Origin of the sequence: Flavobacterium sp. LAR06, assembly GCF_041946075.1 — a bacterium.
Taxonomy (GTDB): Bacteria; Bacteroidota; Bacteroidia; order Flavobacteriales; family Flavobacteriaceae; genus Flavobacterium.
Genome location: NZ_JAUTYT010000001.1, coordinates 60,928 through 78,053, shown reverse-complemented (window position 1 = coordinate 78,053; position 17,126 = coordinate 60,928). Strand labels below are relative to the sequence as shown.

Genomic DNA, 17,126 nt, shown 5'->3' with positions numbered 1-17,126 from the left:
ATTGATTTGAATTTTTATATGGTTTATATTTTAATGATTGTTTCTCAAAGCTATCTTTTTTAAGATGAAAAGCCAAGTGAGTTAAGGAAACATTATGAAATTTTGTGTGCATTTTTTTGTCATTGCGAGGCACGAGGAATCCCCGTAAGTAGCTCGACAATCAAGAGCAAACAAAAAAGGCAAGAGGTAATTATTGCTAATTTAGATTTTCTTAATTCTAAATTTAATTATTGATCACAGCAATCACACTTTACAAAACTTCTATCATCTACATCCATATCTATTTCAATTTCATAATCACAAATAGGACAATTGTAAATAATATCTATAAGTTTTACGGGTGGATTAAGTACAGTTGGGATTTCTAAAATTGAATATTCGATCATATTTTTTTAAATTAACCAAATTGTATATAATCATATGTAATTTGGTTTTTAAATGATAAGGACGATATTCGTTCGTCTTATTTTCTTGAAGAAGTTGCTACAGAATTCGATATACAAGGATTAGAATTAGATTGGACTTGCGTTGCTTGGGATGGAGATTTATTTTATTACAATAATGAATGGAATTATAGAAAATTTAAAGGGACCAAATGGCAAAATATTAATAGTCCTGAAATAACAAATTACTTAATTAATTCTTACCGAGTTTTATTAACGAGAGCCAGACAAGGAATGGTAATTTATATTCCAAATGGGAATAATGAAGATGTAACGAGACAGGAATTTATGTATGATGGAACTTTTGAATTCTTTAAATCTTTAGGGATAGAAGAAATTTAATTTTTCTAAACTTCTCTTGAAACCAAGTCTCCTAGCTCTGATACAAGCGGATAGCAGGAAATAGCTCCTGAATATTCTAATAAATTTATTTCCCCTTATCCTTCTTCCCCCATTTAATTTTCATTTTTCCATTATCATCAACGGCAATTAAATGCAGGACAATTCCGCGGTCGCGGACGGCGTCGCGTTCGGCTTTGGTGGCGAGTTTGGCGTCGTCTTTGGAGTTTCGGAGTGGGATGGTGAGCGCCATATTGGTGCCACGGCCAAAGGAATAAATACCTTCGGCATCGAGGTTTAGAACACTGGAACTTATGGTGAGTTTTTTTACATCGACGAGTTCACCACGAAGTTTGAAATCGCCGGATAAATCGCTGAAAGTGATGTTTTCGACATCGCGAAACGGAAACGCAAATTTGCCCACTTTCATAATAGGCTCAAATTTGACTAAAGCACCGTTACTGACCTTGAAATTGAGACTTCCGTGTGTTGAATTAGGGACTAATTCACCGTTATGGATCATTCCGGTTACATCGGCCTTGCTGGTAAGCCTTCCGCGAATGTTATTTGGAGTAAACGATTTGATTCCGAAATTGCTAAAGGACTTTAAAAAACTGGTAATATCAACCTGATTGACCTGTGCGTTGGAGACGAAACTATAATTTTTGCCACTTGGCGAAAGTGTGGTGCTAAAATTAATACTTCCTCCACAAGTTTGGAGTGAACCGTTTTTGATCAACAATCGGGAATCGATCATTTGGATTTGGGCCTTGGTGTTGGTGGCGGTTAATTTATTGTAGGTGATTTTATCGGCTTTGAGGTTAATGTCGACAACACATTTTTCGATGGCATTACGTAACTGTTGGGACATAGATGGTTTTTTGGCATTCACTTTCTTTTTTTGAGAAGTAGCCAGAACGCCCATAAACTGTCTGACATCTATGCTTGGGCAATAGATATTCCAGTTTACGACCATTTTTTCGGGAGCATCGTAATAGAGATTAAGGAAATTATTGATTTTTCCGTCTATAAAAATGGTGTTGTTTTTATTTTTGTAGGCAATTTTATTAATGATCAGGGCTTCTTGCGTAAACTCAAGCTGCACGTTGATTTTTTCGGCATGAATGTTTTTGGGAATAAAATGGAAAGAAACATTTTTAACATCGACATTGCCAATAAAACGTGGTTTGGTGATGTATAAATTGACAATATCAAACTGAAATTTAAGGTTGAGCGTGGCGTGACCTTCGGTAAAATGAATCCATTTCTCGGTGTTTTCTTCGTTCATAACGGGAAGGTCAAAATCAGAATTCACTATTCCGGTTGCCAATGGTTTTTCGAGATTGTTGATCGATAATTGGGCAATTTTAAGTGGCACATTTCTGTATTTTGCAGAAAAACGGGTTAGAATTACAGCTGAATTCGCATCGCTAAAACCTTCTTTTGGTTTAAAATTATTGGTGAAAATGCCTTTGAAATTACAATCAGTCAATAATCCATCCGGAATGCTCAATTCATTATTATGAACTTCCGCCTGAACAACAATTCGTGGATCACCTTCGGCATTAAAATCGCCTTTGATGTCGCAATTCACATCAATTTCCTTTTTTAGATTAAAATGGTTCAGCTTAGAACTGATGTTTGCCGATAATAAATTGGAAGCATTTTGCCATAAAATCGTAGTACTAATATTGATGCCGAACAGCGCACTGCCTTTGGCTAAATTGAAAAAAGCAACAATGTCAAAAGAATCGGATCCAATTTTTAAACCATCTGTTTTTACATCTATTTTTTCTCTTTCAGCAGAATAGGTAACGGCAAAAGTGCCTTTGAGTCGTTTTTGTTTGGCGAAACTTCCGTGAACGGTATTGAAGGCCAAACTGCCAATTTGAGTATCCAGAAACAAATCGGTTTTCCAGTCGTCTCCGTCGTAATCTACTTTCGATTTTAGGCTGGCGACATCAAAATCAAATAATTTATGTCCAATGCGATTGTCCAGCACAAAATGAACATTGTTGAGGTCGATTTCATCAATGGTGGTTTCGCTGTCAGATTGAGTTTCGGGTGTTTTTTTCTTTTTTGGTTTAAAAATATCTGAGTTAGAATAGCCGTTTTCGGCTTTATAAAGATAAATCTGAGCGTCGTTGATCAGGATTTTATGAATGTTGATTTCCTTTTGAAGCAAACTCCAAACGTTTAAACGCACTTCGATTTCTTTGGTTTTTAGTAAAGTATGTTTATGGGTTTTCCACTGTTTGTCTTTGAGTTCAACATCTTTTAGTGCCACAGTAAAATTGGGTAAACCGGTTAAAAATTTATATTGAAAATCGCCAATATGAAAATCACCGTTTATATTATCGTTGATTTTGGTATTGATTTTGGCCATTATCTCGGTTTTGTTCCGATTAAAATAAATCGATAGTCCGGCACCGGCAATTAACACTAATGCGACAAGTCCTAAAACAAAATATCCAAAGCGTTTGGCGTATTTTTTAAAACCGGCTGATTGTAGAAAGTTTTTTATTCTATGTAAAGTTGCTGTCATAGGAACGAATTTTCTCAACATTAAAGATAACATAAAAATTAATGTTATTTTAATAATTTGATATTCAATTTATTGAGATAAAATGTTTTAGAAAGCCCAAACATGTAAATTATATAACTATTGACAATACATTTATAATCAAAACTAATTTGGGAATGGTGTTTCATTCGTATTTAATTTTTAAATTTGTACTCTAGTTTGAAGATTAATAATTCAGACGTAATTTAAACCTAAGATATTATGGCATTAGCAATAACAGATGCTACTTTTGACGAAGTAGTTTTAAAGTCAGATAAACCAGTAATGGTAGATTTTTGGGCAGCATGGTGCGGTCCTTGTAGAATGGTTGGACCAATCATTGACCAATTAAGCGACGAATACGCAGGTAAAGTTGTTGTTGGTAAAGTGGATGTGGATGCTAACCAGGAATTCGCTGCAAAATATGGTGTGCGTAACATACCAACCGTTTTGGTTTTTCATAACGGTGAAGTTGTAGGTAAACAAGTAGGAGTTGCTCCGAAACAAACTTACGCGGATAGTTTAGATGCTTTGTTGTAATCGTAAGATTATAATTGATATAAAAAAGGTTTGGCGAAAGTCAAGCCTTTTTTATTTGGGGCTTAGCCACGAATTGTAAAGGGTTGCCACGACTCGTGCTATAGTGAATAGGCGAAGCAATTGCGCGAATTTTTACTGGCTTTAAAATTGGTTTTTTTTGCCACAGATTACACAGACTAAAATGATTTTTAAAATTAATTTCTCTCGCAGATAAAAGGGGTCTGAATTTTATTAATCTGCCATATCTGCGGAATCTGCGAGAGAATTATAAAGTAAAAGAAATCATTTTAATCCCCTTAATCTGTGGCTAACTTTTTTAAGCAGCATTCAAAATAAAATTAGTAGCAAACATTCTTTAATCTGAATCTCTTTTTTATTTTAATAAACTGCCTAAAAATTGAAAATAGACTTTCTGATTTCTAGCTGGAGTTTAGTCGTATTAGGCAATTCGGAAATGGTATAATTTCGTTTCGTGAATTTATCGTTTTTTTCTGCCGTACTAACGGGTGTCAAATCGATTTGAAGACCTCCATAGCTTAGGTATTTTTGATAATCAATTTCATTTACGCTGTTAACGTATGTTTTTATTTCGTCTAAGGATTTTTGTGATGTTTGTTCGCAGACAGACCAGAATTCAGCTTCAGTAAAGCCTCTTTTCTTTTTCATATAGTATTCGTTATATAAAAAACGCATAACATCATCTAGTGATTTTTTGTTATTCGTGTTGTTTCTAATTTCTAAATCCAATAATAAACCTATTGTAGGGCCTTTGTCATAATACGATATTACAGTTTGCTTGGCATTGCTTTCATTATTAAAGAAGTTCAGCCAAATGTCGAAACTAGATTGTGCAAGCGACATATGTCTGCTTCCTTCTTCGTTTTCATATTTTTTTATGGAGCTCGAAAGGTATTTCAGCGCATCTTTGCCGTCAAGTAAACCGGCCTTCATCATAATTATGTATTCGTAATAAACTGTAAAGCCTTCTGAAACCCAAAGCATTGTGGTGTAGTTTTCTTTATTGTAATCAAAAGGGCCTAATTCTATTGGTCTGATTGCTTTTACATTATATAAGTGAAAATACTCATGTGTGATAAAATTCATGAAATCAGTATATTCTTGTTTTGATTTGGCATCAAAAGAACCTTTTGTAAAAATGGCTTGTGAGTTCCAGTGTTCTAGTCCTCCGCCTCCGGCTTCCATCATAATATAACTGTAATGATCGTACGGAATTTTTTGCATGATTGACGTTGTTGCGCTCATGATTTTTTTCAGATCACCAACAAATTTCTCGTCATCCAGTCCTTGCGGCGTGGCAATCCCTAATGAATAGGTCTTTCCTTCATTTTCAAAATTAATAGTTTTTTGGTTACCAATGTAAATTGGGCTATCATAAAAAATGTCAAAATTTTCAGCGTAATAGGTGTTTTTGTTTTTATCAATGCATTTTAACCCTGTCGAAATAGTGCTCCAATTTGCATTTTTATACAATGTCAAAGTAACAGGATTGTTGATACTGTTTTCGATATGCATGAAAATAGTGTTGGGCATTAAAAAAGCCTTGTTTGCGTCAACGTACGATTCTGCAACTGATTTTTTATTTGCAAAAACCCTGTATTTTACTGCGAATTTAGTTTTAGCACCATTTTCTATAACCCAGGAATTTTTAGTGTTTTTCTTCCATGAAATCTTTTTGTCGTTTTCATCTACAACTTCAAAATCTATGATATATCGTGGCGTTTCTAAAATTAAATAATAACCCGGTGTCCATACAGGTAGTGATAAAGTGGTTTTTTTAGCGTGAATATTATCAAAATTTAAGGTAACCTCAAGATAGTGCGATTCCGGATTTTCAAACGAAACAGTGTAATTCAGTTTTGGTTCTTCATTGACAATTTTGCCTGACGCATTACAAAAAATAAAGGTGTGAAAAAGTAGGAGGAAGTAACTCAGTTTTAATGTCTTTGTCATGCGATGTTTTTTTAAATTAAAAGTGCTTGGCGTACGCAATTGTATTTGAGTGTTTTACAATTAATCGATAGCAAAATAAGAAAAAAACAGTAAAATGTATTATGCTATATTATCTAATGTTTGCGATTTCAACGAAGCTTAAATTAAAGGCCTTGTAATTTATGATCGACTGATTGTTAGGTAATAAGAAGACGGGATAATAATAGAAATTAATAAAAAAGATAAATAAGGCGATTTATTAAGGTTTTAAATTTTATTTTTATCAGAAAATCTTGTTTTAGAAAATGGTGTTTCAGAACAAATGCTATTCTTCAAAATATGCTTTTGATGAAGTACAGCGTTTCTTAAAAGAAAACCCTAATTTTAGTCCAATATTAAAACGAAAATTATTTCAGGCGACAGACGAGTTTATGCCGTGCTCAAAATATTAAAAAAGAAACCGAATGAAAATTGAATCGGAAATAGAGAAAGTCTCCAGTTTTCAGCATCTCGAAATGCTGGCGAATCAGGTTGTAGAAGGTTTTATATCCGGAATGCATAAGAGTCCGTTTCATGGCTTTTCTGCTGAATTTGCTGAGCATAAAGTCTATAATGCAGGAGAAAGTACCAAACATATCGATTGGAAATTATTTGCCAAAACCGATCGTTTGTACACGAAACGTTTTGAGGAAGAAACCAATTTACGCTGTCATCTTATTGTCGATAATTCGTCGTCAATGCATTATCCTGAACTAAAATCGAATCAGCCTTTTTATGAAAAGAAGATTGGTTTTGCCGTTTTGGCCTCGGCCGTTTTGATGAATATTTTAAAGAAACAGCGTGATGCCGTTGGGTTAAGCGTTTTCTCAGATAGTTACGAATATTACGCTCCCGAAAAAGGAAGTGACCGTCATCATAGAATGCTGCTCAATAAACTGGAGCAATTATTAGAACAGCCAAAAGTCAAAAAAAGCACAGATACGATTACGTACTTGCATCAAATTGCGGAGAAAATGCACCGCCGTTCGATGATTATTCTGTTTACCGATATGTTTCAGTCAGAAGATGACGAAAAGCTTTTTAATGCATTGCAACATCTTAAACACAACAAACACAAAGTGGTTTTATTTCACGTGGTTGATCATGAAACCGAGCTGAAATTCGATTTTGATAATACACCACGGAAGTTTATTGATGTAGAATCAGGTGAAGAAGTATCGATTTTTGCTGATAATGTAAAAGTGGAATACGAAAAAAGGGCTGAAGCGTACTTTAAAAACCTGGCTTTAACCTGCGCCAAGAACCAAATTAAGTACGTTCCGGTGAATGTTGGCGATAATTTTGAAAAAATTCTGACTACATATTTAGTTGAAAAACAAAACTTTGGCTAAGAATTTGAAAATATATTTAATTTTTTTTAGCAAAACACTTGCAGAAATGAAATTCTGTACTATCTTTGCAACCGCAATAACGCAGAGGTTTGGTAGTTCAGTTGGTTAGAATACATGCCTGTCACGCATGGGGTCGCGGGTTCGAGTCCCGTCCAGACCGCAATATTGGGAAAAGCCTTTCTTTTAAGAAAGGCTTTTTTGCCCAAAAACGGTATCTAAGATTAGTTGTGTTGTTTGCTACGACTTTGTAACTCGTAGCTGGTTTAGTAGTTAGACCAATGAAAAGCTTTCCACTTTTGTGGATGGCTTTTTTGATTTATAGCCATTTGGCAAATTCCATTTAAACGCATAGTTTGTCATTTCGAGGAACGAGAAATCACATCCAGAGAGCGACGTACTGTAAATCCGTTATGTGATTTGCTTCTTCAGTCGCTATCGCTCGAGTCTTGTTCGCTACAATAAAGAGAAAGAAAAACCTTTGTTATTGTTTCAAACTTAGATAAAGACCCATCTATTATTATTGGAATTTGGAATTTTTAAGTTTGGAATTTATTTAAAATCAGATGATTAAAAATTTATGAATTTTTATTCGCAAAAACCCTTGCAGAATCAAAGTTCTGTTGTATTTTTGCACTCACAATAACGCAGTTGGTTTGGTAGTTCAGTTGGTTAGAATACATGCCTGTCACGCATGGGGTCGCGGGTTCGAGTCCCGTCCAGACCGCAATATTGGAAGAAGCCTTTCTTAACGGAAAGGCTTTTTTATTTTAGAAAGTTTTCTAAAATAAATCCCAAATAAAAAATTCCAGATCCCAAACGACCAATGTACTAATTGGAATTTGGAATTTAATTTTCCTTACATTTATATATCGCAAGAAAGATATTATCTTCAATGGAAAGATCAACCTTTAAAATAGATAAGTATTACCTCACAAAAGTAGATGCTGATAAAAAAAGCATTTATTGTCATCATGATTTGATGGGAGAGTTGTTGGTTCCGACGCACAAACACAATAAAGCACAAATGCTATATGCCGAAGGGGATGTGGTTTTTGTAACGACCGAAACAAAAAGCTATTTTTTACCGGCAAGACATTTTATCTGGATTCCGGCTGGCTTAGAGCACAGTATTCAGCCAAAGTCGGAAAATGTGATGATGCGAAATCTATATTTTCCAGTGGAGAAGGATGAAGATGCCTTTTATAAAAATGAAGGTATTTATCCCGTGAATAATTTACTGCTTCAAATGATGCTTTTTACCAATCAGTGGAATGGTGATTTGAAGAAAGGTTCTCCGAACTTTACAATTGCCAAAGCGATAAAAGCAATTCTTCCTCAAATTTGCACAAACAATCTGCCTTTGGAATTACCACAGCCAAAAGACAAACGACTAGGGAAAATCCTTCGACATGTTGAGAATAATTTAGGAGAAACAATTCTCTTTTCTGAAGTTGCCCATGAATTCGGATATAGCGAGCGCTCTTTGTATCGCTTGTTTCAAAAAGATCTCAAAATGTCTTTCATACAATATTATACCATCAGAAGAATTCTGAAAGCGATAGAATTGCTATTAGACAGAAAGCTTTCGGTCAAAGAAGTAGCGCTGGAGGTTGGTTATAGTAGTGTACCGACATTCAGTAATACCTTCTTCAAAATCCTCGGACAACGACCTTCTGACTACCTGAACGGGGAGGATATTTTAAAAAGCAGATAAAAAATTATTTCTCTCGCAGATGGGTTTAAAAGTATTTCACGCAGATTTGGCAGATTTTAGCAGTTCAGCGCAGATTTATTTTAAAAATTTCTGTCTAAATCTTTTTAAATTTCTCATAAACTATCCCTAATAAATAATAATCTGCCTAAATCCTTTTAAATCTGCGTAAAACCTTTAAAATAAGAAATGTTTTAATGAATTGTTTTTCAGTGTTTTAATATAACGTTTTCGAAAATCACAATTTTAACATTTGTCTGAAATGAATATGTTATTGACTTTTTAGAATTATCAGTCAACAAAATAATGTGGGAACTTTGCACCATAATTTATTTATGTACTCATGTTCCTTAATAAAACAACAAATTCTACAGAAGATTGTTTTCTCAAAATCCTGCTGTTATTTCTAATTGTATTCATCTTCAATAGTGTACAAGCACAGGAAATTCATTCGGTTTCATTAAGTGAAGCTTTGAAATTGGCTAAAGAAAACAATAAAAAAATCCTCAGATCGCAATTGGAGGCAACGCTATCAGAGCAAAACATCAAAGAAAGAAAAGAACTCCGCTTGCCGGAGATCGAATTAAACGGCGAGTATTCGAGAATTACCAATATTACGGAGTTCAAAGGAAGCGGTTTCCTGAACGGTAAAGAAGTTACTAAGGCAATTCCTGAAATTTATCAGGTAAATTCCACTTTTACAATGCCAATTTATGCTGGAAATAAGATCAATAACGCCATCAAAATTGCGAATCAGGAAAGTGAAATCGCCAAAATAAAAACAGAAAAGACTGAAAATGATATTGAGCTGGAAGTGGTTGCAAACTATCTGGCAATTTATAAAATGATGGAACTTCAGAAGATTTTTGAAGAAAATATCAAAGAAGAAAAAAGCCGATTGAAAGAAGTACAGTCACTTCAAAAACACGGTACGCTTACCAAAAATGAAGTGATTAGAGCCGAATTACAGCTTTCGGATCGTGAATTAAATGCGCTTACGAATTCCAAAAACATAAAAATTGCGCTTCACGATCTGAAAACTTTAATTCAGCTTCCGGAAAATGAAGAAATCGCGATTGATACTACGGCAAATCTGGATGAAATGCAGGGTTTAGATCCCTATGACTTTTATTTGAGTAAAGCTACTCAGAATGAAGAAATGCGAATTGCGAGCCAGGAATTGGATATCAAAAAAACCGAGTTGAAATTGGTTAAAGGCAATTATCTGCCAACGGTAAACTTCTTCGGGAATTATGGATTTTACTATCCGAACTACAAATTTTTTCCGCCAAATCCGTATTTGTACACTTTAGGTCAAGTGGGTATCGAGGCTCATTTTGACATTTCGGCTTTGTATAAAAACAGGACCAAAATGCAACAGGCCAATACCAAAATCGAATGGCAACAAATGCAGTCTGAAATTATAAAAGATGAGATTCAGGATAAGCTATACAAAGAGCATACACAATATCAGGAAATCCTTGAAAAATTTGTGGTGGTAGACAAGGCTTTGGATTTAGCCAATGAAAATTACCGCATTGTAAAGCTGAAATACTTAAACCAATTGGTTTTAATAACCGAAATGGTTGATGCTGATAATGCTTTATTACAGGCAAAATACAATAAAGTTTCTACCCGATTGGATGCTGTTTTAAAACATTATGAGTTGTTGCATACGGCGGGGATAATGCCTCAAAGTTAGATCTTAGAAGCAAGACTTTTAGCGGCAAGAGACAAGATTTAGACTTAAGAGGCGAGATTTTGGAAAATAGAAAATAGAATATAGAGAATAGAAAATAGACAAAAAGATATAGAGTTTATGGTTAAGATAAAAAATGAGACTAGAAGAAACAGAACGTTTCATATATTAATAACAATTATTGCTTGTGCGCTTGTGGTGAGCGGGGTTATTTTAGGGATTTGGTTTTATGTTTTCAACAGCAATCATGAAGAAACCAATGACGCTCAGATGGAGCAATATGTAACGCCAATTATGTCGAGAATTACGGGTTATGTACAGGAAGTTCGTTTTGATGAAAATCAGTTTGTGCATAAAGGTGATACTTTGGTTGTGATTGATAACAGGGAATACAAATCGAAATTGAATGTGGCACTTGCTGATGTTCAAAATGCACAGCAAAGTAGTGTTGTGGCTCAGAAGAATGTGGTAACGACAGCAAGTACAACTGCAATTAGCGAATCGCAATTGGAAGCTTCGAAATCTAATCTTTGGAAAACAAAATTAGAGTACGAGCGATACAAAGCTTTGGTAAAAGAGGAAGCGGCAACAGCTCAGCAATTGGAGAAAGTAAAAGCAGATTACGAATCGGCACAGGCGCATTTTCAGGAAATGAAAAACAGAATTCATTCATCTGCTTTAAGTACTTCTGTTGCTGAAGCTAATGTTCCAACTACGCAGACTAATATTGCTTCTAAACAGGCTGTTGCTGATAATGCAGCATTGTTTCTTTCGTACACGATTATTACAGCACCTTATGACGGCTGGATCGGGAAAAGAACTTTACAACCGGGACAATTGGTAAAAGAAGGTCAATCGCTGCTATCAATTGTCAGCAAAGAAAAATGGATTACAGCCAATTTTAAAGAAACACAATTGCAATATTTAACTGTTGGACAGGAAGTTAAAATTGAGGCTGATGCTATAAACGATAAAGAATTTACAGGAATTATTATTTCGTTATCGCCTGCAAGTGGGGCAAGATTTTCTTTGCTTCCTCCGGATAATGCAACAGGAAACTTCGTAAAAATCGAACAAAGAATTCCGGTTCGAATTCAGTTAAAAGACAACGATAAAGAAACCGACTTTTTAAGAGCCGGAATGAATATCACCGTTATCGCCGAACACCACTAAAATGGAAGATAAAAGTATTTTTAAATCCTGGGTTCCAAAATGGGCAATCATTATTATTTTGTTTGTCTGTTTGCTGCATTCCATGATTTTATTGGGAGTTTATACTTCAAACGTAACCTACGCGGCAAGTTTTCTGGACATTGAGCCAGAAGATTTGCAGTTTGCGATGTGCGTTACCTACGGAACTTTGTTGGCTACGATTTTGATCGAAAGCCGATTCTCGAGTTTTTTCCCGGCAAAAAATTATTTGATGGCGGTGTATTCGGTAATCGGAATTACAATTATTTCATCGGCGTATATTACCAATTTTTATCTGTTTTTATTGCTGAGAGTTGCTGAGGGGATTTTAATGGCACTTCCGGTAATCACGATCAGGCAATTGTTGATTGAGCAGTTTAATTCTAAAAACGCCATTATAATTGGGTTTTCCTTTTATTACGGTTCACTGTTGTTGTCGACGCCGTTTATTATGAATATTGCTGTTTGGTTTCTGGATCATTACGATTGGAAATACATGCTGTACGTTTCGGGCGGACTTCAGGTTTTGAATGTCTTTTTGATTTTGGTTACTTTTCGCGGACACCGAATCACAAAGAAAATTCCGCTGTACCAAATCGACTGGCTGAGTTATATTTTGGTTTTAACTGCCATTCTTTGCGGTGCTTACTTTTTTGTTTATGCCGAGAAAAAATATTGGTTTGAATCTTCTGAAATGGTTTTAATGTTGATCATTGCCTTGATAACGGGAGGTTTGTTCATCTTTAAAGAGCTTTTGGTAAAAAGACCAACTTTTAATTTTGAAGTTTTTAAATATGCTAATCTGCGTATTGGTTTTTTATTATTTTTCCTTTTTTATATCAGTAGAGCAACGCTTAGTCTTTGTCATTCGGCGATGTTCTCTATTTGGAATTGGGATCCGTCGCGTGTTGCGGGCGTGCAATACATTAACGGATTAGGAAATGTAATCGGACTGATTTTGGCTGCTTATTTTCTGATGAAATCTGTTTCTACCAAAGTTATTTTCATCATTGGGTTTTCGCTTATTGCATTGTTTCATTTTTGGTTTACGTTTCTTTTTGTGCCCGATGTGGCGCTGTCAGATATCATAATTCCGTATGTTTTACAAGGAATTGGAGTCGGATTTTTATTCGTTCCCTTAATATTGTTTACCACATCATCTGTTCCGGCTAAAATGGCAGTTTCCTCTGGAATTGTTGGTGTTTCTGGACGTTTCTGGGGGAGCACGATTGGGTTTTGCGTGATGCAGAATGCAATGGTATTTTTAAACAAAAAGCACTTTTTAAAACTAAGCCAATTTGTAACTGGCGAAAGCCCCGAAGCGCAACAAACTATTGCTTCAACAGCACAGAGTTTTATGGCAAAAGGATATTCCGCAGACAATGCGAATACATTAGCTTTGAAAAAAGTTTTCGGAACGATTACCAAACAAGCCACTTTATTAGCCGATATGGAAATTTATACGATTGTTGGATACGGTTTGGTGGTTTTGATTATTCTTATCGCATTAAATCAGCATTTAAGACAAACGATGACCTTGGTTAAGAGTAAGATTTGGATTGGGTAAATTTTTGTTTCAGGTTTCAAGTTTGCTCTGGATGACAAACCGTGTGATTAATTTTTACTTAAATAAAAACTTTGCGACTCTGCTCCCGATAGCTATCGGGATTGCGAGAGTAAAATAAATCTTAGCGAATCTCTGCGAGAAACCTCTGTGCAACTCTGGGGAATTAATTATCTTGCGACCGTTAAAAAAACAAAATATATAATGAAGCAGCAATGTGTAATTTTTGATATGGATGGCGTGATTTGTCACACGAATCCACATCATGCAAAAGCTTTCGAGGCGTTTTTCGATAAATATGAAATTCCTCACTCAGCACAAGAATTTGAAGAACATATGTACGGAAAACACAACGGTTATATCATGACGCATTTTTTCAAGCGTCCCATTACCGGAGAAGAACTTATAAAACTGGAAGACGAAAAAGAAGGAATGTTTCGTGAGGTTTATAAAGACAAAGTCGAAACGATTCCGCATTATTTAGATTTTTTAAGCGAATTGAAATCTCGTGGTTTTAAAACGGCTGTTGCAACATCGGCACCGCGTGCGAACCTGGATTTAATTGCCAATGTTTTAAAACTAGATGAAAAAATGGATTCGATGATGTCCAGCGAAGACGTAAAACAGCATAAACCAAATCCGGAAGTATATTTAAAATCTGCAGAACGTGTTGGAGTTTCTCCGTCGGACTGCGTTGTTTTCGAAGATTCTTTTTCGGGCGTTACAGCGGGCTTAAATGCCGGAATGAAAGTAGTTGGTGTTTTGAGTACGCACACAAAAGAACAATTGCCTCCTTGTCATTATTATATTAATGATTATAGTGAAGTAAATGTGGATAAGATAATTGAGTTATTAAATTCCAATATAAAGTAAGTAAGTAAGTAAGCACACTAAGTTTCCGCCACGAATTCACGAATTAATTTAAAAATTCGTGAATTCGTGGCGGAAAAAACTTAGCCGAAAATTATATTTTCATAGTACGTTTTATTCTAATATTCCTGAAATCAATTGGCACACGTTCATAATTCAAAGAAATTTTCCCTTCTTTAGAAGAAGCATCCATACACTCATTTACTAATTTTCCGTTTAAATATTGCGTAATTTTTCCGTCTAAAGATTTAATAAATACAGAATTCCATTCGCCATACGGATTCTCATTAGCTAAAAACTTAGGAGAAACTACACTTGCACCAGCTTCAATTAATTTTCCATTTACTTTTGCGGTTACCTGATCCAGGAAAATAAAGTCTCCCGTAGTATTTTCTTTTATTTGAAATTGAATGCCTTTCGGCCAGATTTTGTCAGAGGCATCTAACGGAATATTATACATTACACCGCTGTTTTTTGTACTGTTTTTTTTGTATTTATCTTCAAGATTCCATCTGTATTCTAAGGTAAGTTCAAAATTTTTATAGCTGTTTTTGGTCATCAAACAACTATTGTCATTTCCATGCATGCGAATCATTCCGTCTTTAAACTCATAAATATCTGATGGTTGCTGTTGTGTTGTATTGGTTTTAGTAAAAGCATACCAATCGTCCATTTCTAAAACTTTTCGCTGAACGAGACAGGAGCTTAAAACAAAAAGAAGAATAATAGCGAAAGTTGATTTTGAACATATTAAGAGTTTAACTGGAGATTATTTTATGTTTTAAAAGAGATGATTTTAGCCAAAATTTATCTGTTTTTAACTTTCAAAAATATTTCATTTCTAAACCAATTTTCATCTTCCCGAGTTTCAAAAATTCGTTTTGGAAGAAAAAATGTCTGACCTTTAGAAATGTATAAAAGATAGAGATCTTTTAGCTCAAAAATTTTTATAAAATTCTGTACATCAATTGTACCTTCTGATATTTCACCCATACGGGAAATGATTCTATCAGGTAAAATTTCGTATTGTCTTTCTTTAAAAATAATTTTGTTTTCCTTTGAATTTGCAAAACTCCAATATTTATAAATAGTAAGAACGGGATAAATAAATCCGACAACTATAATAAAAAAACTAAAAGAATCTTTCTTTCCGGTAAAAAGAACAATAGCAGAAAATATCCACATAAAAGCAAATAACCATCCTCGTCTTTTTAATTCAAGTTTAACAAGGAACATGAAATATTCTTTTTTGGTAAGTTGGAATTTTTTGGTTTTAATCATTGGTAGCTTTTTGGATTTGTGGTAAAATTAAAAATAGATTTTGTATATGAAAATAATAATTAGAGTTGAACGCATATATGGGTTCAAATGAAATAAAGTTTGAATGATTTTTGTAATATTTTAAAATCTAAAATTATGAAGACAAATCATTTTTCAGAAGAAGTTGAAACCAGATTAATAGAGTTTTTTACAAAGACCATTGATCCTAAAGAAATGGCAAAGACAATACGGTAAGTAAATTATGTTCTTTCGTTATGCGCAATTAGAGGCTGCGAAACGGTAGAAACTGAATTCAATACTCTTGATGATAATTTTATTGGCTAAATAAGTTGGCAGAAGTTTTGGATCCTTATTTGGACAGTGAGTAAAAATGAGGTTGGTTTTAAGTACTGTATATCATTCCGAGGAAGGGGGAATCTTCGCAAAAAAACTTGACAACAGTATATTAGTTTCTTGTAGTGATATATATTGACTTATTTTGTGATTTTGGCGAAGGCCTATAAACAAACTGTTTTTTATATTTAAAAGATTAATGAACTGAAAGGGGCAAATTTTTTCTTTGAAACAAAAAATGATAGTCATCAATTTCCGTTTTAAATGTGTCATTTTTAAAGTCGTAAATTGGTTTTTTGTAAAGAAAAATATTTGATTCAAAATGATAATGATAAAAAAAGCCATCTTGAATTTTAATGTTTGTCTCGTGGACTTCTACTAAAAGAATTTCTCTAGAATCGTAATCCATTGCTTTTGCTAAACAAATAAACTTAAAAAAATCGTCGTTAAATTTTTCAATTTTTAATTCAATTTTTGACCCGATAGGACTCCAGTTTGTCATGTTGTAATTTATTCTCAATTGCCCTGTTTCGCTAATTGATATCCAATCATCAATTAAGTCTTCTTGATTTACAATGCTTAAAACGTGAAAACTTTCGAATTTCAAACAGTGTATTATTGCATTATAAAAATCAGTTTCATTTGCTTTATTGTCTAATTCCTCGTAAAGTATTTTTCCGATTTGTTTTAAATCTTTATCAAGAAATATTTTTGATTTTAGGGCTGTATTAATATTACCCAATAGTGAACTGAATCTGTTGGAGTAAATTGATTCGAAAATTTTAATAAAATAAGATTTATTATCTTCCTTTAGAATAATGTTTAAATCTAATTTTTCAAAATTTTTATATTGTAGATTTTGATTGAATTTTTTTAATAAAATGCTATATTCATTAGGAAGTAAGTTTTCAAATTCAGCATTATTTAGTAATTCAAAAAAAATTAAAAAGATAAAGTTCTTTTTGTTAGAATATGTTTCGTCGAATATTTTTAAAGAATTCATTTTTTTAGATTTAGTTATTGCAATTAATAAGTTCAACTTGCTACATGGAATAGGACTATGTTTAGAAAACTGTTAAATATAAAAAAGAATTATAATGAAAAATAATTTGAATTAGAATTACGCCAAAAACAAAAAAGCTTCTGATTTCTCAGAAGCTTTTTCAGTGCGGATAATAGGACTCGAACCTACACGCCTTGCGGCACCAGATCCTAAGTCTGGCATGTCTACCAATTTCACCATATCCGCGT

At 33.9% G+C, this 17,126-nt stretch carries 13 protein-coding genes and 3 tRNA genes; 10 read left to right on the top strand and 6 right to left on the bottom strand.

All coding sequences use genetic code 11. The features are described from left to right. The first annotated feature begins 425 nt into the window (after positions 1-425). Positions 426-785 carry a DNA/RNA helicase domain-containing protein gene (locus Q7C23_RS00350; RefSeq protein WP_375031152.1) on the top strand — a complete coding sequence of 120 codons (360 nt, stop codon included), beginning with the start codon at positions 426-428 and terminating at the stop codon, positions 783-785. Positions 786-870: 85 nt separating this feature from the next. On the opposite strand, the gene Q7C23_RS00345 is transcribed toward Q7C23_RS00350, so the two are convergent. Continuing rightward, complete coding sequence (locus Q7C23_RS00345; RefSeq protein WP_375030667.1) at positions 871-3,327, bottom strand: AsmA family protein; 2,457 nt, start codon at positions 3,325-3,327, stop codon at positions 871-873. Positions 3,328-3,567: 240 nt separating this feature from the next. Here Q7C23_RS00345 and trxA point away from each other — a divergent pair, with 240 nt between their 5' ends. Then, on the top strand, positions 3,568-3,885 hold the full coding sequence (gene trxA, locus Q7C23_RS00340) for a thioredoxin (protein ID WP_012023423.1): 318 nt from the start codon (positions 3,568-3,570) through the stop codon (positions 3,883-3,885). A gap of 390 nt (positions 3,886-4,275) precedes the next feature. Here trxA and Q7C23_RS00335 read toward each other — a convergent pair whose 3' ends face one another. Then, complete coding sequence (locus tag Q7C23_RS00335; protein WP_375030666.1) at positions 4,276-5,856, bottom strand: M61 family metallopeptidase; 1,581 nt, start codon at positions 5,854-5,856, stop codon at positions 4,276-4,278. A gap of 443 nt (positions 5,857-6,299) precedes the next feature. Between Q7C23_RS00335 and Q7C23_RS00330 the strand changes: the two genes are divergently transcribed. The 8 genes from Q7C23_RS00330 to Q7C23_RS00295 all read left to right on the top strand — a co-directional run bounded on the left by Q7C23_RS00330 (position 6,300) and on the right by Q7C23_RS00295 (position 14,264). Beyond that, entirely contained in the window at positions 6,300-7,226 is a 927-nt protein-coding gene (locus tag Q7C23_RS00330; protein ID WP_072970290.1) for a DUF58 domain-containing protein, read from the top strand. Between the two features lie 86 nt (positions 7,227-7,312). Beyond that, positions 7,313-7,386 (top strand) — tRNA-Asp (locus tag Q7C23_RS00325). A gap of 490 nt (positions 7,387-7,876) precedes the next feature. After that, positions 7,877-7,950, top strand: a tRNA-Asp gene (locus tag Q7C23_RS00320). Between the two features lie 168 nt (positions 7,951-8,118). Beyond that, positions 8,119-8,940 (top strand): AraC family transcriptional regulator, encoded by an 822-nt coding sequence (locus tag Q7C23_RS00315; RefSeq protein WP_375030665.1) that lies wholly within the window; start codon positions 8,119-8,121, stop codon positions 8,938-8,940. Positions 8,941-9,280: 340 nt separating this feature from the next. Beyond that, positions 9,281-10,639 (top strand): TolC family protein, encoded by a 1,359-nt coding sequence (locus Q7C23_RS00310; protein WP_375030664.1) that lies wholly within the window; start codon positions 9,281-9,283, stop codon positions 10,637-10,639. A 117-nt stretch (positions 10,640-10,756) separates the two neighbouring features. Then, positions 10,757-11,809: an HlyD family secretion protein gene (locus tag Q7C23_RS00305; RefSeq protein ID WP_375030663.1), complete on the top strand. Its 1,053-nt coding sequence runs from the start codon at positions 10,757-10,759 to the stop codon at positions 11,807-11,809. A 1-nt stretch (position 11,810) separates the two neighbouring features. After that, on the top strand, positions 11,811-13,394 hold the full coding sequence (locus tag Q7C23_RS00300) for an MFS transporter (protein WP_375030662.1): 1,584 nt from the start codon (positions 11,811-11,813) through the stop codon (positions 13,392-13,394). 201 nt (positions 13,395-13,595) lie between these two features. Further along, positions 13,596-14,264, top strand: coding sequence for an HAD family hydrolase (locus Q7C23_RS00295; protein ID WP_375030661.1), 669 nt, complete (start codon positions 13,596-13,598; stop codon positions 14,262-14,264). 91 nt (positions 14,265-14,355) lie between these two features. Here the strand turns inward: Q7C23_RS00295 and Q7C23_RS00290 are convergent, their stop codons facing one another. The 4 genes from Q7C23_RS00290 to Q7C23_RS00275 all read right to left on the bottom strand — a co-directional run bounded on the left by Q7C23_RS00290 (position 14,356) and on the right by Q7C23_RS00275 (position 17,124). Further along, positions 14,356-14,934: a DUF1080 domain-containing protein gene (locus Q7C23_RS00290; protein ID WP_375030660.1), complete on the bottom strand. Its 579-nt coding sequence runs from the start codon at positions 14,932-14,934 to the stop codon at positions 14,356-14,358. A gap of 134 nt (positions 14,935-15,068) precedes the next feature. After that, on the bottom strand, positions 15,069-15,542 hold the full coding sequence (locus tag Q7C23_RS00285; protein ID WP_375030659.1) for a YcxB family protein: 474 nt from the start codon (positions 15,540-15,542) through the stop codon (positions 15,069-15,071). A 529-nt stretch (positions 15,543-16,071) separates the two neighbouring features. Beyond that, a complete protein-coding gene (locus Q7C23_RS00280) occupies positions 16,072-16,878 on the bottom strand; it encodes a hypothetical protein (protein ID WP_375030658.1) in 807 nt (268 codons plus the stop codon). Positions 16,879-17,042: 164 nt separating this feature from the next. Then, a tRNA-Leu gene (locus Q7C23_RS00275) sits at positions 17,043-17,124 on the bottom strand. Positions 17,125-17,126: the final 2 nt, after the last annotated feature.

Excerpts from the sequence above, each read along its gene's own strand:
- Q7C23_RS00345 (WP_375030667.1), bottom strand. The coding sequence starts at position 3,327 with ATGACAGCAACTTTACATAGAATAAAAAACTTTCTACAATCAGCCGGT.
- trxA (WP_012023423.1), top strand. The coding sequence starts at position 3,568 with ATGGCATTAGCAATAACAGATGCTACTTTTGACGAAGTAGTTTTAAAG.
- Q7C23_RS00335 (WP_375030666.1), bottom strand. The coding sequence starts at position 5,856 with ATGACAAAGACATTAAAACTGAGTTACTTCCTCCTACTTTTTCACACC.
- Q7C23_RS00330 (WP_072970290.1), top strand. The coding sequence starts at position 6,300 with ATGAAAATTGAATCGGAAATAGAGAAAGTCTCCAGTTTTCAGCATCTC.
- Q7C23_RS00315 (WP_375030665.1), top strand. The coding sequence starts at position 8,119 with ATGGAAAGATCAACCTTTAAAATAGATAAGTATTACCTCACAAAAGTA.
- Q7C23_RS00310 (WP_375030664.1), top strand. The coding sequence starts at position 9,281 with ATGTTCCTTAATAAAACAACAAATTCTACAGAAGATTGTTTTCTCAAA.
- Q7C23_RS00305 (WP_375030663.1), top strand. The coding sequence starts at position 10,757 with ATGGTTAAGATAAAAAATGAGACTAGAAGAAACAGAACGTTTCATATA.
- Q7C23_RS00300 (WP_375030662.1), top strand. The coding sequence starts at position 11,811 with ATGGAAGATAAAAGTATTTTTAAATCCTGGGTTCCAAAATGGGCAATC.
- Q7C23_RS00295 (WP_375030661.1), top strand. The coding sequence starts at position 13,596 with ATGAAGCAGCAATGTGTAATTTTTGATATGGATGGCGTGATTTGTCAC.
- Q7C23_RS00290 (WP_375030660.1), bottom strand. The coding sequence starts at position 14,934 with ATGGACGATTGGTATGCTTTTACTAAAACCAATACAACACAACAGCAA.
- Q7C23_RS00285 (WP_375030659.1), bottom strand. The coding sequence starts at position 15,542 with ATGATTAAAACCAAAAAATTCCAACTTACCAAAAAAGAATATTTCATG.
- Q7C23_RS00280 (WP_375030658.1), bottom strand. The coding sequence starts at position 16,878 with ATGAATTCTTTAAAAATATTCGACGAAACATATTCTAACAAAAAGAAC.